The 26,322-nt window shown below is 49.0% G+C and carries 22 protein-coding genes; all 22 read right to left on the bottom strand.

What is annotated here, in order from left to right; translation table 11 throughout:
* Window positions 1-6: 6 nt before the first annotated feature.
* The gene (locus tag FH871_RS25330) at window positions 7-2,235 is read right to left on the bottom strand and encodes a hypothetical protein (RefSeq protein WP_138994216.1); all 2,229 of its coding nucleotides are present in this window, start codon (window positions 2,233-2,235) and stop codon (window positions 7-9) included.
* Window positions 2,228-3,841 (bottom strand): RNA-binding domain-containing protein, encoded by a 1,614-nt coding sequence (locus FH871_RS25325; protein WP_138994215.1) that lies wholly within the window; start codon window positions 3,839-3,841, stop codon window positions 2,228-2,230. Before FH871_RS25325 ends, FH871_RS25330 begins: the two co-directional genes overlap by 8 nt.
* A complete protein-coding gene (pglX, locus tag FH871_RS25320) occupies window positions 3,842-7,513 on the bottom strand; it encodes a BREX-1 system adenine-specific DNA-methyltransferase PglX (RefSeq protein ID WP_138994214.1) in 3,672 nt (1,223 codons plus the stop codon). It lies immediately after the preceding gene.
* Window positions 7,514-7,522: 9 nt separating this feature from the next.
* A complete protein-coding gene (gene brxC / locus FH871_RS25315; protein WP_138994213.1) occupies window positions 7,523-11,167 on the bottom strand; it encodes a BREX system P-loop protein BrxC in 3,645 nt (1,214 codons plus the stop codon).
* A 4-nt stretch (window positions 11,168-11,171) separates the two neighbouring features.
* Window positions 11,172-11,726 (bottom strand): hypothetical protein, encoded by a 555-nt coding sequence (locus FH871_RS25310; protein ID WP_138994212.1) that lies wholly within the window; start codon window positions 11,724-11,726, stop codon window positions 11,172-11,174.
* Entirely contained in the window at window positions 11,701-12,450 is a 750-nt protein-coding gene (locus FH871_RS25305; RefSeq protein ID WP_138994211.1) for a hypothetical protein, read from the bottom strand. Before FH871_RS25305 ends, FH871_RS25310 begins: the two co-directional genes overlap by 26 nt.
* A 321-nt stretch (window positions 12,451-12,771) precedes the next feature.
* The gene (locus tag FH871_RS25300; RefSeq protein ID WP_138994210.1) at window positions 12,772-13,329 is read right to left on the bottom strand and encodes a recombinase family protein; all 558 of its coding nucleotides are present in this window, start codon (window positions 13,327-13,329) and stop codon (window positions 12,772-12,774) included.
* A 131-nt stretch (window positions 13,330-13,460) separates the two neighbouring features.
* Window positions 13,461-14,081, bottom strand: a complete 621-nt coding sequence (locus FH871_RS25295; protein WP_138994209.1) for a hypothetical protein — start codon at window positions 14,079-14,081, stop codon at window positions 13,461-13,463.
* A gap of 4 nt (window positions 14,082-14,085) precedes the next feature.
* Complete coding sequence (locus FH871_RS25290; protein ID WP_138994208.1) at window positions 14,086-15,042, bottom strand: hypothetical protein; 957 nt, start codon at window positions 15,040-15,042, stop codon at window positions 14,086-14,088.
* Between the two features lie 11 nt (window positions 15,043-15,053).
* Entirely contained in the window at window positions 15,054-15,515 is a 462-nt protein-coding gene (locus tag FH871_RS25285; protein WP_138994207.1) for a hypothetical protein, read from the bottom strand.
* Window positions 15,505-16,092 (bottom strand): conjugal transfer protein TraO, encoded by a 588-nt coding sequence (locus FH871_RS25280; RefSeq protein ID WP_138994206.1) that lies wholly within the window; start codon window positions 16,090-16,092, stop codon window positions 15,505-15,507. Before FH871_RS25280 ends, FH871_RS25285 begins: the two co-directional genes overlap by 11 nt.
* Window positions 16,089-16,952, bottom strand: coding sequence for a conjugative transposon protein TraN (gene traN / locus FH871_RS25275; protein ID WP_138994205.1), 864 nt, complete (start codon window positions 16,950-16,952; stop codon window positions 16,089-16,091). Before traN ends, FH871_RS25280 begins: the two co-directional genes overlap by 4 nt.
* Before the next feature lie 4 nt (window positions 16,953-16,956).
* Window positions 16,957-18,195 (bottom strand): conjugative transposon protein TraM, encoded by a 1,239-nt coding sequence (gene traM, locus FH871_RS25270; RefSeq protein ID WP_138994204.1) that lies wholly within the window; start codon window positions 18,193-18,195, stop codon window positions 16,957-16,959.
* Window positions 18,196-18,499: 304 nt separating this feature from the next.
* Window positions 18,500-19,141 (bottom strand): conjugative transposon protein TraK, encoded by a 642-nt coding sequence (gene traK / locus FH871_RS25265; RefSeq protein ID WP_138994203.1) that lies wholly within the window; start codon window positions 19,139-19,141, stop codon window positions 18,500-18,502.
* A gap of 62 nt (window positions 19,142-19,203) precedes the next feature.
* Window positions 19,204-20,373, bottom strand: a complete 1,170-nt coding sequence (locus FH871_RS25260) for a hypothetical protein (RefSeq protein ID WP_138994202.1) — start codon at window positions 20,371-20,373, stop codon at window positions 19,204-19,206.
* Between the two features lie 44 nt (window positions 20,374-20,417).
* Window positions 20,418-22,916: a TraG family conjugative transposon ATPase gene (locus tag FH871_RS25255; RefSeq protein ID WP_138994201.1), complete on the bottom strand. Its 2,499-nt coding sequence runs from the start codon at window positions 22,914-22,916 to the stop codon at window positions 20,418-20,420.
* Window positions 22,864-23,220 carry a DUF4133 domain-containing protein gene (locus FH871_RS25250; RefSeq protein WP_138994200.1) on the bottom strand — a complete coding sequence of 119 codons (357 nt, stop codon included), beginning with the start codon at window positions 23,218-23,220 and terminating at the stop codon, window positions 22,864-22,866. The genes FH871_RS25255 and FH871_RS25250 overlap by 53 nt, the downstream gene beginning before the upstream one ends.
* A 5-nt stretch (window positions 23,221-23,225) precedes the next feature.
* Entirely contained in the window at window positions 23,226-23,555 is a 330-nt protein-coding gene (locus tag FH871_RS25245; RefSeq protein ID WP_138994199.1) for a DUF4134 family protein, read from the bottom strand.
* Between the two features lie 114 nt (window positions 23,556-23,669).
* Window positions 23,670-24,218 carry a hypothetical protein gene (locus FH871_RS25240; RefSeq protein ID WP_138994198.1) on the bottom strand — a complete coding sequence of 183 codons (549 nt, stop codon included), beginning with the start codon at window positions 24,216-24,218 and terminating at the stop codon, window positions 23,670-23,672.
* An 11-nt stretch (window positions 24,219-24,229) separates the two neighbouring features.
* Window positions 24,230-24,847 (bottom strand): hypothetical protein, encoded by a 618-nt coding sequence (locus tag FH871_RS25235; protein ID WP_138994197.1) that lies wholly within the window; start codon window positions 24,845-24,847, stop codon window positions 24,230-24,232.
* A gap of 59 nt (window positions 24,848-24,906) precedes the next feature.
* Window positions 24,907-25,377: an SPOR domain-containing protein gene (locus FH871_RS25230; RefSeq protein ID WP_138994196.1), complete on the bottom strand. Its 471-nt coding sequence runs from the start codon at window positions 25,375-25,377 to the stop codon at window positions 24,907-24,909.
* Window positions 25,374-26,117, bottom strand: coding sequence for a ParA family protein (locus FH871_RS25225; protein WP_138994195.1), 744 nt, complete (start codon window positions 26,115-26,117; stop codon window positions 25,374-25,376). Before FH871_RS25225 ends, FH871_RS25230 begins: the two co-directional genes overlap by 4 nt.
* Between the last annotated feature and the right edge of the window lie 205 nt (window positions 26,118-26,322).

The raw sequence follows: 26,322 nt of genomic DNA, 5'->3' as shown, positions 1-26,322 counted from the left end.
GGCAATCTACAATAAACCGCCTAAATCACGGATGGAAGATTTCTTTACGACTACTTTGTCCAACTGAGCTCTGGTGGTGGCGTCCACCAGAATGATGTCCAGTTCCGGCTTTTTTTCGAAGGAATATTCTCTACTGGCGCTCTCATTAACCGAAAGGGAGATTACATCACTGGCACCAATTTCCTTCCCATTATTGTAGATCAATAGTTTACATTTGCGCTGGGCCGAAAACACCCCACCATCACCAGTTCCCGCCTGAAGCCGGATGACGAAATTTTCACCAACTACGTCTTTTAGAGCCGCTTTATCGGTAATGACAACCTCCAGCGTTTTTACTACGTGCGGAGACGTAAACGTAAAGTGGGGAACAACCAATTCCTGAAGGGAAGCCCCACCGTGTGCGTAGCCGTATTTGCCGGGCGTTTTAAACGACCGTAGGTTTTTGGCAAAATACAGGTAGCTGAACTCTTTATAGCTGGACTTGACCTCCAGCAGCTGCGCCGGTAACGTAGTTTGCCGCTCGGCACAGGCGATAAACCGTTCTGTTTTTAGACTGGCACCCGTTGGTTTGACTTCAATTTTATCCGAATCACTAATTAAACCCGTTAAAACGAAACCGTGGTCGGTAACCAGGTGAATCGTAGGGAAACCGATCTTTTCCAGCTCTTTGATCTTGCTGCTCACGGTGTCGATCACCGTATCCAGAAACTTCAGGGCTTTCTGTTGTAGCTTCTCGCCCATGTCGTCGATGTCTTTGTAGCTGCAAATAACCACATCGTGACCCGACAGGCTGTGGTTTATATCCTCCAGGTCGACAAAGGCGATGCTGAGCTTCGGAAATTCGGCTTTTAGGTAGCGTTCCCGTTCGGCTTTCTCGGCTACCCAACTGCCATCCGAGCGGTAGAGCCGACTCATGTTGTTGTCGGTTACCGACGGCAAATCGGCCAGGAAGTGATCGGCCGTTGTTTTCAGGTCTTTGCCGACGCGACGGTTGATTTTATCGGCGATTTCGTAGGTAACGCCGTCGCCCACAATGATGGCAATTGGCCCCTGTCGATTGTCGATAATTCGGTTGAGTAACCCCTGTTGGGTTTGCCCGTAGTCTTCAAAGTAATAAAACCATTTTTCCAGCAGCTCACCCACCAGGGTATGGTAATACTCCTGTAGGGGTTTTATGAGGGGAGCGTTGCTGAGGAACTCGGCTAATAACTGCCGCATGGCCCGATCGACCGGCACAAAGCTCTCTTTGTAAAACTTGATGGCGTCGGCAAACGAACTGATGCTTTGAATGCCTTTGGCATCGAACTGGATCAGCGCGACTACCGCTTCCCACCAGTCCAGTTGCATCAGCCGGGCGTAGCGGTTTTTGGCTCTAGCCTGCATAGCCGGAAGCCATTTAGTAAGCTTAGACCGGTCGTGCAGGTGAGCCACCACGTCCTGAAGCTGCAACAGATCGACCTGACCGAATGGGTGATCGGGGTGGACGTTCCAGGGATTGGCCAGCGTCGACGGGGTGTAGGCTTTCAGGTACGTTAGAAACGATGATTTGGCGCTGTTGCTATCCAGCCAGCGGTGATAAACGGAAAGCAACAGGGCATCGGGTTTGTTAAGCAGCAATCCCTCCAGCAGGTTTTGGGTCACTTCCTGCGCCACCGTTTGGGCGGGTTTGTCCATGGGCGTTTGCCCGATGTGCTGCTGAACCCGCGATAGAAATGCCTTTTTTACCGTGGCGTGCATACTGCTCGCGAATGACTCCGGCTCATGTAGAAACGGCAACAGCATTTCCCGGAGATCGAAGATTTCGCCCGACCCTTTATGGCTAAGGTCCATCCAGTACGTTTTGTCTTTGCCGACGGAGACTTTGGCTGCGGTCAGGAGATCCTCTTTCACCAGATTCAAATTGAATCCCGTATGTTTATGAACCTGTTTTTTGATGTACTGTTGAAACTGCGTAATGGGCAGATTCCCGCCAATCATGGCGTATTCCATCAGGAAGGTGAGCTTCTCAACGGGAATGCGGGTGTAAAACACCACGGGGGTATCGGCGTGCTCGGTTTCGGCCAGGTATTTGGCGTGTAGTTCGTCCAGTTCGGAATGGGCTTCCAGTACCGTCCAGTTTTTGGGCAGCTGGCTCAGCAGGTAACTGGCTTCGCCGTGCAGATCGCTCAGCACAAAACGAGTATAACCCCGGTCGAACGTTTTCTTGATGTCTTGGTACAGCCAGGTTTCAATCATGGAGCAGGTTCAGGTTTTGGAGCAGGTTTTTACCTTCGGGGGTGGTCATGTATTGCTGGCTCTTGCTATTGGGCTTTTCGGGAATGGTCATGGCCAGCCAGCCTTTATCCAGGGCAGGGCCAATATTCTCAGAGAAATTGGCCGTCTTGCTCGCTAAACCCAGATTTTCCAGTATGCTTTTGCGGGAGTGCGGATGGAGACAATATTGTAGCGTCTGAATAATCCGGTCTATGACTTGGTCTCTAACTTGGTACCCAACTTCGGACCTGACTTGGTACCTGACCGATTCTGTACGGGTATCTTGGTTACTAACTTCGTTACTTTTCTCGGGAGTAACTAAGTTACTTGAACCAGCCACCGCATCGGCATGGATCGGCAATACCGTCAGGAAGTAGGTACAATGCTCGTCGGTTTCAAAAACGGGCGCGGGAGAACCGTTTTGTTCCATGGCCCGGTAAATGGCGGGCAAGCCGGTGCCGCGCCCTTCGGTCAGGTGCAGCTCTTTCAGAAAATCACCCACGCGCCGGTTGCGGTACTCGCGGGCAACAATCCGTTTTTGCGAGGCCAATATGGTGGCCGTTACGGGCGGTACCGGACCGGGGAAACTCAGAATCTCGATCTTATCGGGCCAGATCTGAATTTCGATGGGGTTGGGGAGCTCGTAACTTTTGTGGAATACCGCGTTGGCAACGGCTTCTTCAATGGCGGCAAACGGAAAGTTATAAAACCGCTCGGCTTCGGCCCGACCCGCTACTTTGCGGATTTTCTCCTCCACCACGTAGGTACGTATATACGCCAGCGTATCGCGCAGCTGGACGTGCAGCGGCCCTTTAAAGTATTTCTCGCTGAACTGCTTCCCGGCTTCGTCGCGCCGGATGACGACCTCGATCCAGGCGCGGTCGAAAAAACGCTCGGGTTCTTTGCTGAAGAACAGTAAACCCGCGTTGACCGGCCGCAAATTCTCATCGGGACCTTTGGCAATCCGCATCTGCTGACAGAGTTCGGTAAAGGGCATGCGGGTGCTCTCGTCGAGCAGGTCGCTGTTGACCTCGTCCAGAAAGCCCTGAATCAGGCTTAGGGACAGGTCTTTGAGGGTGGCGACCTGATTCATGCGGTCGTCGAAGGGGATGCGGGCGGTGAGCTCCTGCAGCCGACGCAGGGTCTCGCCCTGGGCCAGGATGCTGCGTGAACCCTGCCGGATGTACGACTCCCGGCGACTTTGACGCTCGGACAGCGACACCGGGGCCGTGTAGGGCCGAACATCGCCCGCCGGGGCCCAGATCACCAGAATAGACTGCCCCTGCCAGTCGTAGGGCTGCGAAACGGGCAGGTAGTTGGGCTGGATTTTATGGCACAAACTCACCAGCTCGCCTTGTATGCGGTCGAGTTGATCGGGGTTGAGGCCAGCGGGGGGCAGCACCGGACGACCGTTTTGCTCGGCCACGCCGATGATGAGGTAGCCCCCACCCCAGTTGTTGATGTCGTTGGCGAAGGCGCATAGCGTATGCACCACGTCTTCGGGGTTCCAGCCTTGCTTGAACTCCAGACGATCCCACTCTACCGAGCGGCCGTGTAGTAAGTCGACTATGTTGACGGGTAGCGCCATTTACCAGTCTGCGTTTAGGTACTTGGGCAATTGCTTGGCGTTGAGCACCTCGTAGGGGATCATGCCGCGTTTTTGAAGCGGGGCAATGTTTTTGCCCACGCCACCGTCCAGCTTGGGGTCGTAGCCCGACGCCAGCAGGTCGTCGATCTTGCGTTTGAACTCGGCTATCTCGCCCAGTTGCTTATCGACCAGGTTGCGCTCGTTCTGGCCTTTGGCGGAGTTATCGTTGAGCAGGTCTGTTTTGCGGTTGATGAGCGACCGCTCCCGTTTCTCGACATAAACCGATTTGAGCAGCAGCAGTTTGTCTTTACTCCATTTGTAAATGATCAGGTAGCACTCAAAACCCCGGTACGGCCCGCTGCTCAGGTGCCAGATAAAGGGCGTTCTGGGCAGATTAGGAAACATGTTTAGATGGTCGCTGAGGTTGCGGAAGAAATGATTCTCCAGGTACTCGTTGAGTGGGCGACCCAACAACCCATCCAACTGCGAAATCTGGGCGGTGCTGAAGCCTTTGGACTGCATCTTGCTCTCGATGCGATCCAGCAGAATGTCTTCCCCAGCATTGCGGACCAGCGGCACAATGCCGTCTTCGTCCTCCATCAGAATCTCCCGGATCAGATCGGCTAGAAACTCTAGGGCAATTTCTGCCGCCCGAGCCGGTGGCAGTACGTTACTCTCCCGGAACCAGTACCAGACGTTGATGGGGTTGACCTGATGCTGGATACAGAATTCTTCCAGATCATTGTTGGCCTGATAAAGCGATGGAAACTCCGCTTTGATGGCGTCTAGCTGCTCATCGTCAAAACTGGCGACCGGTAATTCCTGAATGAATGTTTTGACCGTTTCGTTGTCTATTGATGCCTCGTCCAGATAAGCCGTTTTGGCTATAGCTAGTACGGGTAACTCACCAACCGATTTACCCATTTTAGCTTCTACTTGTTGCTGATCTTCAGGATTGAGGTCATAAATTTCAAAAATAAGAATATTGATTAATGCTTCATTAATCAAAAGCAAACTGACTTGAGTATTTTCATGATAAAGAGAAGATAAAACTTTTTCTCTTAAAGAATTTCCTGCGAAAAAATAAACAGAGCTTATTTTAAAGTTGTGTTCGGTAATCTTGTATGAATTTATTTCCTGTGTTAATACAATATTTTTATGACCTAAATTAGATATTTTTCGTTGTGTAACAATACCTGGATCGATATATGGAATTCTTTTAATATCTCCTACTTGCGTCTCAACTGTCCCATTTAAGCATTTTGCTATATAAAAAGAGAGTCTAGAATTTAGCAATCCAAGCGAGTATTCTACCATGAAAGGCTCATCAAACAATATAGATGAACCCTTCATATCGAAAAGTTGATTATCCTCCAATATCCTAAATGATACACCTTTAGTTGACGTAGCCGAATAAGTGATTCCTTTTTTAAACAAATGTTTTGATACAGGTAAATTATAATTATTGCTCTTTTTTATCTCTTCACCATCTTTTTTATAATAAACACAAAGCCAATTATTTCCGTACCATTTACAATATTTGCCTCCCTTAACATATCTGACCCAAGGCTTTTGATCTGTCAAGTAGCTACTTGAAATGGAGTTTTGCTCTAACTCCCACCAATATCTAAGTAACCTATCATTATTCCCGGTTTTGACGCCTGAGACAACTGATGCCACATCTTCGAAGCTTAGGCCAGTAAACTTATTTCGAAACCCATCTGAAATCCAATAAATAAAAGGCCAACCATCGATAATTTTAAGCTTTGATTGAGGTAGATGATAAACTAACTCATGTTTTTTTCCACTTAAGTAATCCTCATACGCTTCAAATAAGGCATCATAACGTTTGGTTTCGTATAAATCGGAAAGTTTTATAAACGTTGTATCATTATATTGTTTCGTTTTTTCTAAAATGTACATGGCACTATCTACTCTTGCCGAAGGATGAAACATGCCTAAATAACCCCACTCAACAAACAAACTAATGTGTGTTTTGTCGATCATGTATTTACGGACATCTTCAAACGTTTTAATGTACATAAACGTGGGTGGATGAACCATTGCTACCTTCCCTTTGCTATCCACTAATTCACAACAACGCTTTATAAATGTGGCGTATAAATTCGTATTAAACTTGTAGGGCTTTCTGTAATTATCCTCAATAAACGTTTTCAGATCAGGCCCAAAATCGCTACTATCCGTATACGGTGGATTCGCTACGGCTACGTCAAATTGTTGGGTAATGATTTCCAGAAAAGTCAGCGCATCCAGCGTTTTGCCTTTAATGAATGGCGTGGTCCGGCTACCGCTATATTGGGTTACGGCCTCGCGGATTCGAGGGAAAAACTCCACCTTAAAGTCGGTCAGTATTTGTGCATCTTGGTTGCCAAATAAGGGGGTCGCTGAGCTATCTAACTGGCCAATTCTATTATTAACCTTCTCCTCAATCCGTACCAATGAGCCAAAGCGGTAGGCGTTTTGCAAGTCGCCCCAAATCTCGCGGAGCAGGCCGCGCAGGCTTTCGCCAATCGACTGGTCGTCGCTTTCAAACATAGCCGCTACCTCGTCGTAGTCGGGCAGGAAAAAATCAGACGACACCACCTTAAAGCCCGGAATCTGGGCACTTCGGTTGTGCGTTTTGGCTTTTATATACAGTCCCAGCTGCGCCAGCTGAATAGCCCGGTCGTCGAGGTCGATGCCATGCACGTTGTTTTCCAGAATCAGTGCCGGTACGTCGTCTTCGTCATAATCGGCCCCGTAGTTCTCAATCTGATCCAGGTACAGTTCGTAGAAAAAGTCGAAGGCGTAGAGCAGGAAATTGCCCGAGCCACTCGCCGGGTCAATCAGTTTTACCTCGGGCAGCGGCTTGGGCGTACGCTCCTGCTTTTGCGGGGCGTTGGCAATCTTGTACCGGTTCCGGATCTCCGACTGCGGGTACATTTCCAGGTAGAGCTTGCCCAGCGAGTTCTGCACCAGAAACTCAACCACCCAGCGGGGCGTATACACCTGCGATTGCAGCGACACCTTGTGGTATTCGGTCTTGGCCCCGCTGTCTTTGTGTTCCCGCTTCTTGTCGATGTTGTAGCTCTCGTAGAGCCAGCCCAGAATATCGTCGCTCGCCCAGATGTGGTCGTCAATGTCGCGGTCTTTCTCCACCGCGTTAAACGCATCGATGATCTCGTTCAGCTCCACTGTGTGCGGCAGCAGCGCGTAGGGATAGGTTCGGTCATAGAGCGCAATCTCGGTCCCCAGCAGGTCAAAGGCATCCTTGATAAAACTCCGTAAGCCTTCCAGTTCATCGCCGCGCCGGTGGGGGTGTTGTTCCAGCCAGTCGCGGTGCTGAAACGAGCGGTCGCCGTTTTCGGGGCGTTTGGTAATCACCTCGGGAAACAGCGTCCGGGCTTCCATGACCTTGATGGCCGCAATCCGGTTAAAGAGCGTAAAGGCCAGTTCGTCGAGCGCCTTCTCGCGGGCCTGGGCAAAGGTGCCGGTTTCGCCTTCGTGGTTGCGCACCAGCTCTTCTATTTTGGTCCGTTTGGTCTGGAGTTCGGGGGCCAGCAAGCCCGCGTCGAGCAGTTTGGCCGCGCCAATGCCCAGCCGTGAAAACTGATTATCGAATGCCTTTCGGGTAAGCTGCTTGATGGATTGAACGTGGTCGGCGAGTTTCATTTGGTGGGGTTAGTTATGAAAGTCAATTTCAATGGTATCTTCATTGGGCACGCCTACCAACGCTTTAATCTGCTCCGAAAGGATCTGCCGGTATGCCTGCACGGTCATGACCGTTTTAGGTATAGTCAGCCGCACTTTGCGGGTGAGTTTAGGAGCAGGAGGCTCATCTACAGGATAGGATCTGCTGGGATTGGGAACAGGATCCGCATGTGTTTTGATCTGCGTTAGCAGGTTGTCCAACTCCGCTTCCTTGCTAGATGCCAATGCCACCGCATTTTGCATTTCCGACAACGACAGGTGACTATTCTGGCAGGAAATGTGAAACTCCAAACTCACGCGGTCATATATACGATCCTGCGCCTGTTTCAGGGTGGCTTCAGCTTTGGTCAGTATGAGCTGATTTAGGTTGAGCGGATATTTCCTTATTTCCGTCAGTGTATCAACGGCTTTGGTTTTAACCGCTTGATAGACCGGTCTCATTTTTTTATTTTCAGCCTCTACAAGCTTGTAATATTGATCTTTGATTGTTTGCGCCGTTTGCTGTAAGTCCACAAACCGGTCGACCAAATAATTGTCATAAATATCCCGAAAGATCTGAATGGGCGTATCGAAATCAACATCCGACACCTGCGCTTTATGTAACTCTACGGACAGGTCATCTACGAATCGTTTCATCCCCTTGGCCTTAACCAAATTGTTCTTGATGAACTTTTGGGTCTTGTCAATGATTTTCGAAATCTCACTAAAACGCGCTTTTTGACTAATAAACGTAGCGGCTTTACCGATATAATTATTCTCGTTAACCTGCCCGGTAAAGGCATTCAATTCGGTTTTCAGCGCGGCCACATTGGGGAATAGCTTTGGAAATTCTGCATTCGACTGCTCCATCCCCTTTATTTTACTAATAAAATGACTGGCGGTTAGGACACTAGCGTTTACCAACTGAAAGTCGTTGAGGTTCCAGTCAACCCGCGGATCGTTATGATTCTTAATCTCTTCATTGTACTTCAATTCCATCAGCGTCCGAACAATCTCGTTTTTATCGGCCGTTGAGAGCGATTTCGAAATGGCTTTGAAGCTGGTCTTTTTAAACTCCCGTGAGTTCTCGAATGCCTTGAGTACCTCCGGGTCGGTGGGCGAAAAGTATTCGTGCCCACCGACTTTCACCACCAGTTTTCCAGCCTTCATCAACACGGCCAGTGTGGTACAAACGGTTCCGTAGCTATAGCCCGTCGGTGGATTCAACAGTTCTGTTTCGATAGTAGCCCCATCGGTGAAGTTGTGCTGAATCAGGTGGTTCAACTCTTCAACAACCTTGAGGCTCTCGCCAATGAAGTTGCCATTGGCATCAAAAAACTTGAAGTCATTGCCAGCAAACTGACTGTGATACCGGTCTTTGTTAGTTTCCTTCAGCAGTTTAGGCGCTGCTGCTTCGGAAAGTTGCACATCGAGCCTTCGGGTGAAGATGTACTTAATCAGCTTCTTCTGGATGCCAATCAACGTTAACCGGAACGAGTCGGTATTAATTAAATGATCGTCGAAGAGGTAAACCAGGTGGCCGGTGGTGTAGGCCTTTTCAATGGTCTGAATAAGCTCTTTCTCTTTCTGCTCCTTAATGACCCCAAACTCACGGGCAATCTGCCGCACGTTTGGATCATTGTCGTTTTCGTATTTGTCGACCGTGTATTTATGCCGCTTTACCGCTTCTAGCAGCTTGTCAATCGTTGCGAAAAGGGTGGTATTCGGTACCAGGTAAATCACATTTTTCTGACTCTGCGACTGTAGCTTCAGCTTCTCGATAAAGTCATCGAGCTTTTCGTTAATGTTGTAGATGTTGTACACCTGCAATTTCATCTGTTTGCTCGAAGCCGGGAAAATGTCTTCGTCCTGATCGGAGAGAATTCTGAAATTGTAGGTCGTCTGCCCCTCTTGCAGCGTCTGCACCGTGCGCAGGTCAGCGTTCTTTTTCAGGTACTGAATGATCTCCCGTTTCTTCAGGTACAGCTCCACCGGAAACTCCCGCATCTCTTCCAGCAGGCGGGTTTCCAGGTCAGAGGTGATTTTATATTGGTGATGGCTCTCCAGCAGAATCTTGGCATCGACCAGTACCGTCAGCGCTTCTTCAATCTGCGGCTTGGTGCTGTGGTAGCGGGTCAGATCCGAGAGGTAGAGTTTGGTAATATTTTCAGAGGTAGGATTTACGCGTTGTGATTCATTAATGAAATGAATTGTTTTCAGCAACTTGGTACCGTCGATCTCCGAATCCTTATTATGGAGAATTTTATAGGCATTGTCGTACTTATTGACCAAAGCCGCCGAGGGTTGCGTTTGTGCCTCGGTGGTCAGGTGGTGGGCAGTTCCAAACTGATACAGGTCGAGGTCTTTGAGTTGTTTCCGCAGTACATCAAAGGTGGTAATGATCATCCCCCGGGCGGCAATCTGGGTGCTGGTTAGCGCTTTGGAGCTAAACAGGAAGTTTTGCAGTAAGGCAAAATGGTACTGGTGGAAAGGGTAATAAATGGCAAAGGCTTCGGCGTTCTCGGTTTTGGTCGGAAACGACGAGTCGAGGTTGGTGCTATCGGCAATCAGCCCCTGATTTTTGGCGTAGTAGTCGAGGAGGGCCTGCTTACCCGCATCCGTCTTTTGCAGCAGCCGACTACGAATAATCTTATCCACTTCCGTCGACTCCAGGTGGATCTTCGTTTTGAAGCGATCGGTTACCTTGATGAGCTGCGACTTGGAGATATTGTTGTTGTTGATGACATCATCCAGCTTCTCCTGCGCAATGGCAATGGTCCAAACCTTTTTGGAAATGCTCGACAACGCTTCGCTGATCCCTTCCAGATCGAGCAAACTGAACTTCTTCTGCGCAATGGCTTCACTGGCTTCATCGAAAATGAAGACGATGGATTCGGCCGGGAATTTGCCTAGATAGCTAGTCAATTCATCCTTCAGAGCTACCGGCGAGAAATTGTCAATCTGCGATTCCAGGTATTTATGCGTCAGATCATAATCAACATCAGCAGAATACTTCCAGCCAACCAACACACGCTTAACAACTGCCGGAACCTTCATGGAACGTTTCTTTACCTCTTTCCACGGCTCCAACTCGCTGGCCAGCACCCGTTGTTCAAAGGCATCTAAATCACCTTCCAGAAATAACTGATACTCAAAGAAACCATAGATATTAGGCAAGAAACCCAGACTCTTCAGGAAGTTGGCAAACAGGGTGAAGGCAAGACCTTGACGAGTATTCTGCTTGGCCACGTCGAGCAGCACAACCTTTGTCGGAAAGGCGTCCAGTTTATTAATCCCGTTTATAATTAGACTTTCGTCTTTGATACCAGCCAGACGGGGCGCAAAGCGATCCCGCACCGGTGTGCCATTGATCGTTTTATTGGCAATCAGGTAACCCAGGGTCTTGCCAAAATAGGATTTGCCCGAGCCATAGAAACCCGAAATCCAAACGCCTGTTTCTTTAATGGTAGAGGTGTACTGCGTTACAAAATCATAGAAGTGTTTGGCAATATTGTCCGTCACGATGTACGATTCGATCTCCTGTTGAATCCCCGTTTCTGACTCATCTTCCAGATCGATTACGTTTTTAATGTCTTCGGCAAGGTTTAGGCGAAGGATATCCTTAATTGTTTTCATGTTGTTAGCTAACCAGTTTGCACCGGTATTTCGAAGCAGGCTTCACGCCCAAAAAGTCAAGTTCGGTTTCAGATTTAAAAATAGCCGGATAGAATACAATCAGCGGTTGATCGAACCGCATGACATCCGGGTGCTGCATGATGTTGACGTTATCGATACCGGTGCCATATAGGGCACCGGTATGCACCAGTATGGGCAGTTGACCCGCTTTAATAGCGTTCCGAATACTGGTGATAATGCGGATAAACAGCTTTTCCTCTTCGCCGTCGTCCATGAACACTACTTCAGGCTGCGACCGGTAGGCTGTATAGTAGTCCCGGAAATCGGCCCAGCCAATCTGACGAATAAAGTCGATCAGGAGTTGTCGCACATCGATAAACTGGGCGTTAGGATACCGTTTATGAGCCTCCTGTATATAAGCCTCTTCGTCGGTTGGGGGATAAACGAACAAGACGGTATTACCGCCGTTCGCTGTGAGTCGAATCTGATCGATGTTGTCGGGCGACAAGGCTAGGGCCAGGTTCTGAAACTTCTCAACGTAGTCGGTTTGAAAGCTCATCGGCGTATTCGTCAAGGGTTAATTTAGTAGATACTTGCACTTTATCGCCGGAATAGCTCCAATCAATCTTGTTTCGAATTGCCTCTTGCTTGAGTAGGAAAAGGTATTTTTCTTTGGAGACCATCAACAATGGAAAGAATCGGGAAGTGAGGGCATTACTGGTTTCGTTAAACGCCTGAAGCCAATAGTGGAAGAAGACCAGGAAATCAGGCCCTGTGTATGTGTCAACCAGTGTTTTCTTGACCTTACCATCCAGGAAGTTGAGCTTCTTAAGGACTGATAGGAATTTTCGGCTGACTGTATCAATCGTTTCACGGCTCCAGGTAACGTTTAATGTATCCAGTCTTATATTTTCGTCAATATAAGCAATCACATCATGCTTCGATATGGTTATCCTGCCACTATTTACTACTGGGATGAAGCAATCTATAAAGAGGGATTGAAAGAGTGGGTCACCTGCAATGAACTGAAGTGCCATTACCCGTTTTTTTGCCTCCTCAGACAGTTTCCTGGATTGTAGTGCCGCTTTGAAAAGCAGTTCAACTTCTTTAGAGTGGAATTTATTAAAGGTTTCATTGATTGCATTGAGGTACCTTTTTGCCGATGCTTCCGTACGTTCATTAAGAGATAGCGAGGTTGCACCAAGCAAATCAGGGATCCGGTCGAAACCTTCAAATCCTCCTAATATATTAATATTACTTTTAATAGTGCCGTTTTTTACCATTCGTTCTGATGCTATTCCTACTGAAAAGAAAGTAACCCCCTCATTACCTACCAATTATGTGACCACATTTGCAGTAATCAATTAGATCTTCATTGGTTAACAGACACTTACAAATTAATGGTGAAAATCATAAATGCAGGGAGATTTCAAATCTACTAAAAACCTGGCAGTCGGTTAAATTTCGGGGATAGTAAGAACGATGGTCAATTTGAACAAAGTAAATTATATCCTAGCTCTAATTGTGAACTCACTGAGTTCACAATTAGAAGAGACTGGAAGTGATTTTATAACTTGGGGAATTTCTATTGTGGATTTTAACGATCATTTGATTTGTTTTCGGTACCGCTTAACGCTGGACATACTAATCCCGGTGAGGTTTACGATCTCCGAAACGGACAAACCTTTTTCAAAAGCCTTCTTCACTTTTTTAAACTTCTCAGGATCAATGCCACTGGGTCGACCAATGTGTTTTCCTTTCGCTTTGGCTAGTAACTGACCAGCCCTGGTTTTCTCCAGAATACTTTCCCGATCATATTCCGCTAAGGCTGCAAAAATTTGCAACACCATTTTACCGGCTGGCGTGGAACTGTCTACCCCTAAATCCAGTGCCCGAAAATGAATACCGCGTTGGGCAAATTGACTGATCAGGGAAATGAGGTGGTCCCTACTCCTACCTAACCGAAAAAATCGAGCAACAACAACAGTATCACCTTCTCGTAATTTGGCGAGTAATTCGTCCAGAGCTGGTCGGCTAATGTGAACTCCGGAAACTTTATCCTGAAAGATTTCATGGCAACCGAATTTCTGTAGAGTATCAATCTGGGTATCCAGGTTCTGATCGACCGTGGAGACGCGGGCATAACCAAAAATCTGATTCATATGGGCTCAACAAGTTAGTTTCAGAAAAGTGAAAGCAAAAAATTACCTGAACCTACTTTTTGGCCTCACTTTATTGGAGATAATTCGATGAAAATAGGATTAGAATGGATGGGTCAGAAAGTTATGGCTTTTTAGTTATCCACGGCCAGTACATCAAAGTTGCCGGTCACATGCGGATCAGGATTAGGATTGCCCGAATCATCACTGTGCAGGTTGACGTCAAAGGTGCCTTGGATTCGGTATAAGCTATTACTCCCTTCCTGCTTCACCAGCGTTGACGATTCAATGGTAATACTTCCCTCCTGGCTGATATAGAGTAATGTCCCAGGCAAGTTCAGTATCAGAGACGCAAACTCGCCTTTTGGTGTGGGCTGCATTTTAATTCCCATGGGATACGAACCTGCCCGAATGGTATTCGAAATGCGCAGCTCGCCGTTTGATCGGGAATTACTGGGCACAACAGAGCTTTCCGCGTAAATCCGGGGCTGGCCAAAAGTGGCATTGATTAAAACCTCGTTGCTAAAGATCGCCGAGGCCAGAACGCCGGATATTTTACCACCCGTTTGAACCCGTTCCTGGCCCTCGGCCACTAGTGTTAAGCCACCGTTGATGGCGATACGGCCCGTTCCCTTGTACCCAGACAGAGAAGACGGCATCACTAAATAATCGGGCAGATCCGAATCTGGCTCCTTGTTACAGCCTGACAATCCGGCAATCATCAATCCTAAAATCCAGACTCGAACCGTTTTCATAGGGTCAGTTTTTGGGTGCATGCAAAATCAGATCGTTACGCTGTTCGGTTACTTCACCGTAACGCTTCCGGGCTTCACTACTTAAACTGGCGGATAAGGCAGAAGTTTGCTGATAGACTTCAGACATGCGCAAATGCAGTTCATCAATCACCTTAATGCGTTCCGAATCGGTCAGTTTCAATGTCTCGGATGAATAGTATTCGGTTGGCATCTGAAAATTATCAGAAACGTAGCCGACTAACGCCGAGATTGGCTTCCCTGACGTTACGCCACCCAGAACACTACCCAAACCTGGAGCCAGTAGGTTAGCAACAAAAGTTACCAGCTTGGTGGCATTGCTGTTGCCCTTGGAAATCGTCTGTTTCTGAAGATCGTCTTTCATCACCGCCAGTTTCGCTTCCAGTTCCTGTTTTTTGGCAGGATCTATTTTATCCCAGTCTTCCGGAGCCAAGACCCCATAACTAGCCATCAGGTCTGTAATTTGCTGAGTGAGGTCATTGGCCGGGTTAGATCCACTACTGGAAGCAAAAGAGATATTAAAGACGGGCAGTGGTGGCAACTGGATGATGTTACCAGATGTGGTAACTGTATTAAGCTGCTTCTTTAAAGCGTCTGCTTTTTTAACGGCATCAATGTACGTATTAACGTAAGTGTTTTGAATACCCAGCGCCCCCTTGTTGAGGTTCTGCGCCATCAATGCGTATGACTGCCGGCCGTTCGCTATGCTTTGATGCATTTTTATGATCTCATCCACTTTGTAATAAGTAGACACACCTTTCGATACGACGATCCGGGAATTGATTTCAGCAATGGTCATTTTCTGGATGCGCTCCTGAATGATCCGGATGATTTCCAGTTTCGCAGATGCTTCCGTATTGGCATCACCGGATATATTGATTTGAGCCTGACCGGACACGGAGGCCACTACCAGGGCAAGAGAGAAGGCGAATAGCTTTTTCATGGGAATGGGAATTAAGGAATAACTTGAAAGTTTAACCGGACGGTATCGGGCTGGGTGTAGCCCCGTGCCTGACGTGCTATTAATACGACCTGACAATTTCCGGTAGCAGCCGGTGTGAACGCAAAATGAGTCTGACCAAGCCCTAACGGAATGGGTACCTTTTGCGGAATGCCAACCGTGTCTTTTCGAAGCCTGCCCAGACCGGTTTCTTGGTAAAAAATAAGCTGATATCCTCCCGTCGAATAGTAGGAGTCTGTTTGCAGATCCAGCGTTATACCAATGGCAAAATTGAGTTTTGGTACTGGAATATCGGGCCTTGCATTTAGTTTGATGCGGTAAGGCCCACGAATGTCAAGGCTTTCGTTTTGACAGCCAAAGAATAGCGTCGAGAGTGTTATATATACCAACACAATCACGCCGTATGAAGCACCGAGGCTTTTTTTGTTCGTTTTCATAGCAACTTTATTCATCATCTTTAGCTGGAAGAATAATCTTGATTCCGATGCCGGCATTAAATCGGGTGTTGGTTACCGAGGAGCGAAACAGGTAGTGCTCTTTAGCCCGGGCAACCAGGATCAGGTTACCCGTCAGCAGGTATTCCGCTTCGATTGCCGCGGTCGGGCCGACTACCCACTTGGAGCGGTTGCCAATGGCCGCCCCCTCCACAAAGCGTCGATCGGAATTAATTGACTCGTAGCCACCAGCTGCGCCGATTCCGGCATTGATGATCAGTGACTGACTAACCCGGCCCAGTATGCGCGTATAGATTTCAGCGGTACCGAGCCACTGCTGCAAGGGGATGCGAACCGCATCATACGCGTAGCTTTTCTGATTCAGTTGCATCCCGGCTTTCCAATAGAGATAGCGGGTATGATACTTGCTGAAGGCTATGCCGGCGAAGTAACCAAAGTTATCCTGGTGAGGTAGCCGAAATCCGTCCAATGCCCCGACAGACACCTCAACGGCGGTCTGTCCGGACTGGTGAAGCTGGGCTTTTGCATAAATGCAATTACCCAGCAATAGTGATGCGAAAAACCAACGTTTCATCATAGCAATGGGCGGGCTGAGGCTAATTCTTCGGTTCCTATCGGGAGCGTCAACATGCGCCCTCCCTCCTTCTCATTGATTTGCACCATCAGCCGACGGTCTTTCTCCAATGTCATCCGGGTAATGGCCACCACCTTGGTAATTTCCTTGCGGTGCGGTACCGTGTTTTCGCTGGCGTTGAAGATTTTAATGGCCTCAACGGGTACATCCTGAGAAACGGAGCTTTCCCCCGCCTTTTTAGCCTGAGAGACAAAAACGTGCAGGAAGTCCATATCGTAATCCAACTTGGAATCGTTGTCCAGGCCCAGAACTAGAAACATCACATCGTCTTTATACAGGATGTTTTTCAGGTGTAAATTGACACCTTGTTGCTCGGTACCGATGTGCTTGATCCGTCGTTTAGACGTCATGGCCCGCTCTCCTAATCCGTTAAGCTGATCCGCCAGACGTGCCGGTGAACCGGTGCTTACTTTGGCCGTTTTCGGGACAATGGCGCCCATGCCGACCCGGGTGAGATCATAGGTTAAGACCAGCGGGTTTTCGTCGTAGCTGACCAGAAAACTAAATAGCCGTCCATCCGAGGTAATCACCGTCAGGCTACTTTCCAGAAAGGTGCGACCGGTTGCTTTAATCCGGAATACATTGCCCGCATTAGCGACGGCTTCGCCAAACAAGTCTTTGCTACCCAGATCCGCGTATTTGATCTCGAATGGAAAGATCAGGTGAGTGGTTTTATTCGAGCCTACCTTGATGGCGTAGGAGGTCTGAAAGGTGTTCTTATCCAGATTTTGGGAATAGGCGATCTGCGCGCGGGTGGCTTCTGCAGAAAGCAACAGTAGACCTAAAAGGAGTAATTTTCTCATGGTGTTAGATGGATTTTAGAAACAGGTGATAGCCTCCTTTGAGGTGAATCATGGATTTGCGAACGGCGGAAGACGCCCCGAACCGTGCGGTATTTAGAACCGTGTTTACCAACATGCTGCCGGTAGGAACCTGAACACCCTGCACCGCCGACGACTTCAATTGTCCCCCCAATTGTTCCGATAAGCCAGGCGCATTGACACCGGTACCGCCATCCAGATCAACCGCTTCCAGATCCAGCGGAATCAACTGGCTATTGAGTTGCAGGCTACGGATGATCAGGTAAATACGGTCACCTTCGGGCTTGCAGGTTGCATGGACAATCGTGTTGGCTGGCACATTGATACCGTCGACGACAATTGCTTTGGTCAGCCGCAGCTTCACCGGCTGGCCAGGTCGCACGCTCTGATCATCGTGAATGACCGCGGGTATCATCGTGGCCACCGCGCGCCGGTTGTAGCCGGAAGTTTGCAGACTCGTTTTCTGGGATTCTCGCCGGGTAGGCCCTACCTCCGCCGTATTGAATGGATTCTCAAGGACAGGCGTTGGCTCTGCAAGTCGGGTTGCAGTCGTGTTATCGGCCAACTGGATCAGATTAGGCACCGAGCCGGGTTCAGTCAGACTGGTAGATTGTCCGGCAGTGTGCGAGCTTGTTGGCTGATTGCCTGGGCGACTGGCTGCCTGGTAGGTGCTGAGCTGGCTTTCCAGTTGCTGATCCGTTTGGTTCGTGCCAACGTAGTAGGGTTGCCGTGGTGCGTGGTATTGGAATCCTTGCGAATTGCCCCGTTTTCTGGTGCGTGAGCCTTTTACTGTCTGGGATGGCACATAGGCCGAGGCTGGCTGACTTGTGGCCACTGTTGGTATGTTTTGCGCCAAAGGCGTTGCAACATTGGCGTTATTAGCCGTAGTCTCATCAGACGGTAGTTCACGCAGTCCATTAGCCACCGGCAGTTTCTGTGTATGGGTAAAGCTGGACAATATTTGGCCTTCGGCTTTGGCATAAGATGGACGCTCAATAGAGGGCTGTTTCAAGCTGGTATTTTCGGCGCTGGGCATCTGTGTATTAAAGCCAAGTGAACCTCCTTCAGCATTATTGTTATTGCGGGCTCCCGAGCCACCTCCACCCAAACGGAAAAGGAGACAAACGGCAATCGTGAAAAAAACCGGATATACCAGATAGGGCTGACCCCTTCGGGTAATGTCATCGTCGTACGGTGGCGAAATGGCAATAGATGTCGTATTCATTGCTTTACGTGTTTTTTGTCCATGTATATCTTAGCCAGGCTATCCAGACGAGCGAAGTCCCTGTTGGTACGGGCGTCGGGATAGCGCTGCTTAGTCTGTAGAAATATCTCCTGCATGGGTTTGATCATCTCCTGAGGACTGACTTTTGGCAAGGGCTCTTGCAGCCGCTGCCAGGAGGTAACCAGCTTATAGCAACTGGAACCCAACAGGAGCAGGAAAAACGATAGCACCAGACGAAGGCGGGCGCGGTTCGATAATCCCGTAACCCAGTTGTTGATTCGAATTAAGGTCTCACCGAATAGTCTCATTGCCGTGCCCGTTCTTCAATGTCCGAATTATCAATGATGCCAAATTGCTCGATGAGGAATCCATGCGGGTTAACCTCGGATCGGCTGACGTTACGCAGGTATCCTCCGGTGATCAGCCGACGTGTAGTCACCTTCGTTAGCCGAATAATCTGCTGACGTGCGTAGGAACGGAATCGATACGGATACTGATTCAAATCCAGTTGAACGCTATCAACCTGAATCTCCTGCGAGGCATTTGCCTGAACCAGATTATTGTAGTAGCCCTTTTCCTTGGTGTCCAGATAAAGCCGCGAAACGCTCTCATCAGCATAGGGCAAGGCCTCCCGGACGTGATCTTCAATTGAACCCGGATCAGGGTCCAGCGTAAAGAACAACTCGTGAAATCGCTTGATGTGGTCGCGGGCCTCGACAGGTCGATTTTCGCGCACATCTTTGCGTAAAGCGGCAATCAGGGTCTTGCCTTGCTCAACGACGTAAATACGACTTTCCGAGTCCGTCTTGATGATATAGGCGAAGTATAGAGCCCCGATGGTAATGCAAAAAAAGGTGCCGATGGACACAAACGATAGTATCCGGATGTTGCGGTACGAAGTCTCCAGGTTGCGGAGCGATTTGAAAAAGATTTGATCTGCTGCCATGGCTTAGATTTATGTTTTCTGTGAATGGTTTGAGGCTAGTGACATTTCGTCACCATAGGGCTTTACGTTTTTTTGCCACCCGATCCGGAAATATTGCGCATCTCGTGCTGAGCCGCCCGCCCGTACCAGGCCGCTTGCTGAGCCACAGCCTGACCCGCCATGATGGTTGCGCCCAGACCCATTTTTCCAGCACTAATAACAGCACCACCGGCAGCTACACCACCCTTACCAACTAAACCCGCACCTGCCAGTGCAGCCGGTGCCGCCATGCCCATTGCCCCCGCTGCCAATGCGGTGCTCATGCTGGTCATTCGCTGCATGGCGGAGCCGACTCCGGAGGAGGAAATGATGTAGCTCGAAATAGTGGGTATGGTGAAGTAGGCCAGTGTAGCGATGATCATAAACACGATGTAAATGATCTTGCCACTCTGGGCTTCATCGGGTACGTTATTGGTCAATTCCAGATACTGGAGGGCGATCACCTTACCCTGCAAATAGGTGACAATCGTACCCAGAATGTTGGCCAGCGGAAACCAGAGCGATACCTGCACGTACCGGGCGATCCATAGCAAATGAGAATCCTGAAAGCCGGTAAAAATGGCAATCGCGAACGCTAAGGGGCCGATCATCGTCAGCACAATCAGAAAGAAGGCTCTGACGGTCAGGATCACCAACCGAGCCGCCAGATAGATGGCGTAGAAGAAGTTCTTCAGAATGGTATCGATACCCTCATTGATATACGTTCGATACTTCTCAACAACCAGGCTCATGTATTGCCCGATCTGCCAGCCGCTTACCTCGTCGATCTTCTTATTCATCTCAGCCATCCGCTGCCGGATCTTGTCTTGACGCATATTCTCGATTTGCTGAATCCGGGTGGTCTGCACATCGATCATGTTTTGGGTAGCCGTTTCCAGTGGCTTTACCATAGCCCCGATAAAGTCCGTTACAATCGTGAAGTTCAATGCCAGAAAGCCAATCGCGAACGGCCGCAGCAGGGGCCACACATCAATACCATCGGCATAAGCCAGATGCCGCAAGATTTTAAACCCAATGAAGAGACTGGCCGCAATGCCGGCAATCGCAGCCGCGACGTCCCCAAAGTTGCCCATGGCCTGAAGTACTTCCTTGTACGCCTGCGTGATCGATGCTTCAAAAGATTCGAACTTCCGGTAAAAGTCGTAATCGACGTATGTTCCTGCGCCGGGTTGTCCTGCCTGTAGTAAAATCATTGCCGATAGGTTATAAAGTTTGTGAGCTTTTAAAACGGTTGTGGTTATACGGCAGCCTTCTCCCGGCGGGCATCGGCAAAGTCGGTGATGGCAACCTGGATATCTCCGCCATTGGCCGCAGCGCGTTGCTGTACCTCCAGCTTCTCCCGCTCCTCCGTTGTAAAGGCGGCATATTCTTCTAGACTTACCTCCGTGGCAAACACTTTGGCCCGGGAGCCCAGACTGATAAAGACTTCCTTGTATTTGCGACGTGGATCGTTGTTTTTGTTGACGGAAAGAATCAGCTGCTTTTGCTTTTCAGTTAGGCCCAATAGCTGCTTGATTTCCTCGAAGCGGTGTTGGTAGTTGGATTGATCGAGCAGTATCTTACAGTCCGAGTTGTTGATAATAGCGTCCTTCACAATCTTGTTACCGACGATATCGTCAATCTCCTGCGTGACGACCATTGCTTCCCCAAAGTGCTTCCGAACGGTCTTGAACAGGTATTTGATGTAGTCAGCCATAGACTCTTTGGCGATGGCCTTCCAGGCTTCCTCAATGACAATCATTTTGCGGAAACCCTTCAAACGGCGCATTTTAGATATGAAGGTTTCCATAATGATCAGCGTCACTACGGGCAGCAGAATCGGGTGATCTTTGATATTGTCCAGTTCAAAGACGACGAACCGCTTGTTCATCAAATCAATGTTCATGTTGGAATTCAGCAGGTAATCATACTTGCCGCCTTTGTAAAAGGGCTGCATGGTGATCAGAAACTGCTCAATGTCAAAGTATTGCGCTTTGTATTTCTTCTCCTTTAGATAGGCCCGAAACCCATTCTCATCATTGCAGTACTCGTAGAAGCCGTTAAACGAAGCTTCGGCTTTTCCTTTCTTCAATAGCTTGATGAACTCCTCGACGGCATCACCCAGGGCGACCTCTTCCGTGCGGGAAAACGGTTCACCTTCCTTTTTCCAGAGCGTCAGTAGCAGCGTGTTAATCGAGCTAATTTTCTCAATGGAATAAAAGCCATCCTCAACAAAGAAGGGGTTGAAAGTGATCGGGTTATTTTCCTCATACGTCAGGTAGATTCCATCCCGTCCGTAGGTCTTACGTTGCACCAATTCGCACTGACCGCGGTATGAGTGTCCCACATCGACCAATAGAATGTGCGTACCCTGTTCGTAGTACTGCCGGACGAGATGGTTCATAAAGAACGACTTACCCGAGCCGGTAGGCCCCACAATAAACTTATTGCGGTTGTTGATCCAGCCCAGCTCTTTGGGTTCATCTGACAGGTCTACCCATACCGGTTTACCAAAACGGTCACAGAGTCGGATGCCGAAAGGTGACATCGATGATTGGTAAGCCGATTCCAGATTCAGCAGGCAGACGGCCTGGTCCGTGAAGGTGTAAAACGTTTCATCCAACGGCAGGTCGCCGGCATTACCCGGAATCCCTGCCCACAGCAGCCGGGCCGCATCCAGCGTATTTTGTTTGGGGAAGCAGTCCAGTTGAGCAATAGCCGAGGAGGTTTCATTGCGCAGGTATTCAATCTGTTCAGGCTTATCCGTCCAGACCATAACATTGAAGTGAGCCCGGCAAACGGTACGCTGCTCGTGATACGCTTCATTGATGTACTTCTGGTGCCAGTCTCGATTGATACCGTTTTCGCTGGAGTAGAGCGACATTGAGTTTAAATGCCGTACATGCTGCTCAAACTCCTTGAGGGTCGCCTGCGTGTCATCCAGGCACAGGTATTGGTTGTAGATGTGATTAAAGGGTAGCATCAGCCCGACTGGTATTACATTGCCGACCGCGAAGGGCGTACTGTCCGACGACAACGGCCCATAGTTGGCCATGACGTTCACGGCCTGGGGAAGCGTATCAACGTCCGATAAAGTAAAGCACATGACGTCCTTCGCCCCTACCCGCACCCGGCCATCAATATCCCAGTCCTCCAGTGTTACCTTGCGGGTTCCGTCAGGTTGCAATCGGAAGTAGTTCGGAATAATACCTTTATCCCCTTTCAAACTAACCAGGTCCTCATCACGCAACCGGACCGCCTTAATGCCGGCATCCTGCAAAATCCGTTCAAACTGGCTCACCGAGTCGAAGAACAACTGAAGTTCGCGGGGATCGACCTGCTCCTGCGGAATGAGCCGTTTACGCGTCAGGGTGTGCTGATTGCTCTTTTGACGCTGACGGGACTTGGGCAACTTGCTGACGTAGAGGTAGCAGAAGTGATTCAGGAAAGGCCGTTCGACGAAGTGACGCTGAAAGGCCAATGTCAGAAAGCTATCATCGTCGTGATCACTATCGGGCTGATACTTCTCTTCCATAAACCAATCCTGCTTATGGACTACCGTACCGACGGGCAGGAGTTTAAGCGCCTTGACGAGGTTGTTGTGCAGGCTGCTGTAATCCTCTGGCGCCATCGTAAATATTTCAGGCAGGTACAAACGAAAGCCAACGGTGATGTCAGCCATCTTGTTGACAATGCAATCATTCTCAACGGCGAGAATCGGCAGGGCTTTTTGAAGCGTTCTTGCGTTTAGTTTCACGGCGAAGCTGGGCGAATGGTTTGGCGGAGGTAATCAGAATAGCGGATGGCTGGTTGCGGCTAGCTTCCTTTTTAGCCACACCATGAATGCCGTACTTCACTGACATTTGCAGGCAGTACCAGAGGCCCCCGAAGGTCAGACCCAAAACCAGAAAGGTGATCAGGTACGTGTTGACGTTGAACCCGTAGAGAATCAGAGCCAGAACCAGGCTACCGATCACAATGCCGATAACCAGCAAAAGATAGGTCCCTTTTATGCCCATCAGCTCTACGGGCTTGCCAACACCTTTGTTAATTTCCAGCATCTGGATTATCCGAAAAAGGCCTGCAAAATGGTGCCGATTGACACCAAAAACATAGCTGCGCCAAACCAGCCGGTTACCGCCTTCATTGTGTCGGGGTCGCCGTTGTGCCACTTGGAGTAAACCCGAATTCCGCCAATCAAACCAATGATGACACCGATGGCCAGCACGATTGTGCTTGCTGCCGTTCCGTAGCTACGGATGGTAGTGGCGGCCGCCGACAAGGCACCGGCACCATTGCCGGCTGCGGGCTGCTGAGCCATAACCAGTTCATTAACGAACAGTAGGGCCACTATCAGGACGGGCCGCTTTGCTGAGAAAAGAGTACGGTTAAACATAATTGAGATAATAAAAAAATTGAACAAAGGAGGATTAAAACGGTGACAAAAAAACCAATGAAGTTTCTAAGATATATTACAAACACTTAATAAGTGTTCAATAGGACAAAAAAATTATTGACCCTGAAATAGATCATCCAGATAATCCCACGCCCGGAATTGAACTATTTGATTGCGAAACCTCTGATAATGAGCGTTCGTGCTGGATTGGTTGGTATTAAACCGGCTTGAGCTGGTAGCCTCATCCTGTGATTCTTCACTGCTCAACTCCTCTTCATCGCTTCCCATCGTAGACAAACAGCGAAAACCGATGTAGGCACACAAGCCAAGTACCCAGTATGGGCCTACGCTTTGGATCGTTCTGCCCGTTTTGAGGAAATGCCAGACAAATGCCCATAGAATCAACCCGCCCCAGAACAGCATAAAGCGCACCTCTACCCGGTTCAAATACATGGTTCGGGGCTTCAGATAGGTGTGTCGATCATAGCCAACCAATTGCAATAAGGCCCGGGATACACTGATCAAACCCATACGAACAAAAACAGCTACTATTCGCGCGGACATTCGCCCCAACAACCGGACTACACGAATCGCTACCAGCAACAGCACGGCAAAAACGGCCAATGCAACAAAGTCTCCAAAATCAAAACCGGGTGAATTCATGGCAGTATAGGTTAACGGGTAAATTGAAATCTTGCCAGCGCGGTTGCTCTTTGGTCGTTAAAGATTTTGGCGAATAAGGCACCCTGTTCATCGGAGGTCTCGCTGGCCACTACTGTGCCATCCTCCTGCTTTTCAAGCGTCATCGCTGCGTTAACCACATCTTCCAGCGGGTGCTCACCCTGTGGGATACTTACGCCCTCTATGGCTATAAACAAATCATCCGGGGTGATGCTTTCGAATACGGGCACCGGGGTAAACTTGGGCTCAGTTTCAACCGAAGGTGTGGACAACCCACCAGATGCTACCTCTGTGGGCTCTGCCGGCGCAGGAGTTGGTGCAGCTTTGGGCTTGGGTTTGCTGCGGGCCTTTTTCTTGGCGGCCGGGGCGGGTGCGGACGCAACTGCGGTGGTTGGATAATCCCGCACGGTGTAAAGCAGTTGGGCTTCGTTCTCGCTTCCCTCCTCTTCCTGGTCGATTTCTGTCTGGGCTGTGAGTTCGGCTGATCCGCGTCGGCTGATCTTATCGCGAATGCTCTTCCGGTAGAATTTCCAGATTACAATCGCGTAGTAAACAACAAGCAGGGGAATTAAGACTTTGAATAAGTCCCCCCAGGTGTATTGGCTAAACATGGCTGATTGGGTTGGTGAATGATGGTCGGGTTACCCAAAAGCAACCCGACCTTTTAGAGTTACTCTTTTAAGGCCTCTTTTTTGACGGTCTGATTCAAGACCTCCAATAGGTTATTCAGAATGACATTCATTGGTACCCGGTGTTTGTAGGTCAAATCCCGGAGCAAATTGTGATGGTCTTCCGAAATGGCGATATGCTTTTTGTACTCAACATCCTTGCCTACCGGGCTGGTAATTAACTCGTTCAGTGGGAATGACAGTCCCCATGCCCGACGACGGTCTGTTTTGCTGGCCACCGGTGTCTTAGTTTCAGGCGTTGTCGCCTTGACCTGAACTGGAGGCTTAGGCTCTGGCTTCGTCTCCTCCAGGGTTACTGCTGCCACCGGTGCAGGCCCTTCCGGTGTTTGAGGTTCAGGCTGGGGCTCGGAAAGGTCCGGAGCCTTAGGTAGCAAGGTGCTGCTGAAGTTGGCCAGACGGGTAGCGTTGCTTTTGCGCGTGACGTCGACGAGGTTTGCTGGTTTTTCGCTCATTTGTTTGGTGTAATTTTTTGGATAATGTCTTCTAACTCACTGAATAAGTCTTTTAAACCCGAATTGCGCAGGTAGGGCGTAGGCATGGCAAACAGGGTAGATCGATTGGCCGGGTCCTGATAGGAGTCTCTGGCGGGAACCCTGCTTTTTAAGCACTGGAAGCCGTGTGATTGAAATACCTCTTCCAACTGGTCAGCCTGGGCGCCATCACGGGAGGGCTTATACTTGTTCCAGAGTATCCAGCAATTAGTAAGCGGTAGCAATCCGATCTGCTTGATGGCGCTCAGGTACTGAAACCCGGTTGTTACCGAGTATTCACTGGTTTCCATCGGAACGATCAACAAGTCCACCTCTTTCAAGGCCAGGTCGTAACCAACGATTTCGATGTTGCCCGGTAAGTCGACAAACACCAACTGGGTGCCATCGGGCAAGTGTTTCAATAACTTTGGAACATCGCCCGGATAGCCCGACAGGATCTGGTAGGCATCAATACCTTCCTTTTCCTGACGTTCCATGAGTCGAAGCTTCCCCTCTTCACTCAGGTTTTCCGCTTCACGAAGGCGCTGGTTGTAAACAGAGAGCTGGGATCCATCAACGTCGAGGATAGCCGCCTTGACGCCCATTTTGTAATGCATGTAAGATGCGACAATAACTGACAGGGTTGTTTTGCCCATCCCTCCTTTCGCGGTTGCAAAGGCCAGGACAATAGGTTTGGGGGGCGCAGTTGAAGAGGTAGTCATAAAGTAGGGAGGGGTGAAGTTTCGGCCAAAGCAAAATGGAATTATTGACAAGTGCAATAATTCATTAATAAATTTATTCACTAATGGTATAATTACTTAATCCATTAGGTAATCAATAAATCAGATAAACAATTAATCAATATATTAATTTATCAATTAACTAATAAACCCATTTATCAAGATATGAATCAACCCATCAATCAAT

The sequence above is a fragment of the Larkinella sp. C7 genome (genome assembly GCF_006149005.1).
Taxonomy (GTDB): Bacteria; Bacteroidota; Bacteroidia; order Cytophagales; family Spirosomataceae; genus Larkinella.
The sequence above is the reverse complement of the archived record's forward strand: the minus strand, read 5'-3'. Positions and strand labels throughout refer to the sequence as shown.

What these genes read in the sequence shown, in the direction of transcription:
- FH871_RS25310 (WP_138994212.1), bottom strand. Translation starts at nt 11,726, where the DNA reads ATGAGCTTTCAAACCGACTACGTTGAGAAGTTTCAGAACCTGGCCCTA.
- FH871_RS25235 (WP_138994197.1), bottom strand. Translation starts at nt 24,847, where the DNA reads ATGTTTAGCCAATACACCTGGGGGGACTTATTCAAAGTCTTAATTCCC.
- FH871_RS25230 (WP_138994196.1), bottom strand. Translation starts at nt 25,377, where the DNA reads ATGAGCGAAAAACCAGCAAACCTCGTCGACGTCACGCGCAAAAGCAAC.
- FH871_RS25280 (WP_138994206.1), bottom strand. Translation starts at nt 16,092, where the DNA reads ATGATGAAACGTTGGTTTTTCGCATCACTATTGCTGGGTAATTGCATT.
- FH871_RS25285 (WP_138994207.1), bottom strand. Translation starts at nt 15,515, where the DNA reads ATGATGAATAAAGTTGCTATGAAAACGAACAAAAAAAGCCTCGGTGCT.
- FH871_RS25260 (WP_138994202.1), bottom strand. Translation starts at nt 20,373, where the DNA reads ATGATTTTACTACAGGCAGGACAACCCGGCGCAGGAACATACGTCGAT.
- traN (WP_138994205.1), bottom strand. Translation starts at nt 16,952, where the DNA reads ATGAGAAAATTACTCCTTTTAGGTCTACTGTTGCTTTCTGCAGAAGCC.
- FH871_RS25330 (WP_138994216.1), bottom strand. Translation starts at nt 2,235, where the DNA reads ATGATTGAAACCTGGCTGTACCAAGACATCAAGAAAACGTTCGACCGG.
- FH871_RS25240 (WP_138994198.1), bottom strand. Translation starts at nt 24,218, where the DNA reads ATGAATTCACCCGGTTTTGATTTTGGAGACTTTGTTGCATTGGCCGTT.
- FH871_RS25290 (WP_138994208.1), bottom strand. Translation starts at nt 15,042, where the DNA reads ATGAAAAAGCTATTCGCCTTCTCTCTTGCCCTGGTAGTGGCCTCCGTG.
- traM (WP_138994204.1), bottom strand. Translation starts at nt 18,195, where the DNA reads ATGAATACGACATCTATTGCCATTTCGCCACCGTACGACGATGACATT.
- FH871_RS25300 (WP_138994210.1), bottom strand. Translation starts at nt 13,329, where the DNA reads ATGAATCAGATTTTTGGTTATGCCCGCGTCTCCACGGTCGATCAGAAC.
- traK (WP_138994203.1), bottom strand. Translation starts at nt 19,141, where the DNA reads ATGGCAGCAGATCAAATCTTTTTCAAATCGCTCCGCAACCTGGAGACT.
- FH871_RS25295 (WP_138994209.1), bottom strand. Translation starts at nt 14,081, where the DNA reads ATGAAAACGGTTCGAGTCTGGATTTTAGGATTGATGATTGCCGGATTG.
- FH871_RS25245 (WP_138994199.1), bottom strand. Translation starts at nt 23,555, where the DNA reads ATGTTTAACCGTACTCTTTTCTCAGCAAAGCGGCCCGTCCTGATAGTG.
- FH871_RS25305 (WP_138994211.1), bottom strand. Translation starts at nt 12,450, where the DNA reads ATGGTAAAAAACGGCACTATTAAAAGTAATATTAATATATTAGGAGGA.
- FH871_RS25325 (WP_138994215.1), bottom strand. Translation starts at nt 3,841, where the DNA reads ATGGCGCTACCCGTCAACATAGTCGACTTACTACACGGCCGCTCGGTA.
- FH871_RS25250 (WP_138994200.1), bottom strand. Translation starts at nt 23,220, where the DNA reads ATGCTGGAAATTAACAAAGGTGTTGGCAAGCCCGTAGAGCTGATGGGC.
- brxC (WP_138994213.1), bottom strand. Translation starts at nt 11,167, where the DNA reads ATGAAAACAATTAAGGATATCCTTCGCCTAAACCTTGCCGAAGACATT.
- pglX (WP_138994214.1), bottom strand. Translation starts at nt 7,513, where the DNA reads ATGAAACTCGCCGACCACGTTCAATCCATCAAGCAGCTTACCCGAAAG.
- FH871_RS25225 (WP_138994195.1), bottom strand. Translation starts at nt 26,117, where the DNA reads ATGACTACCTCTTCAACTGCGCCCCCCAAACCTATTGTCCTGGCCTTT.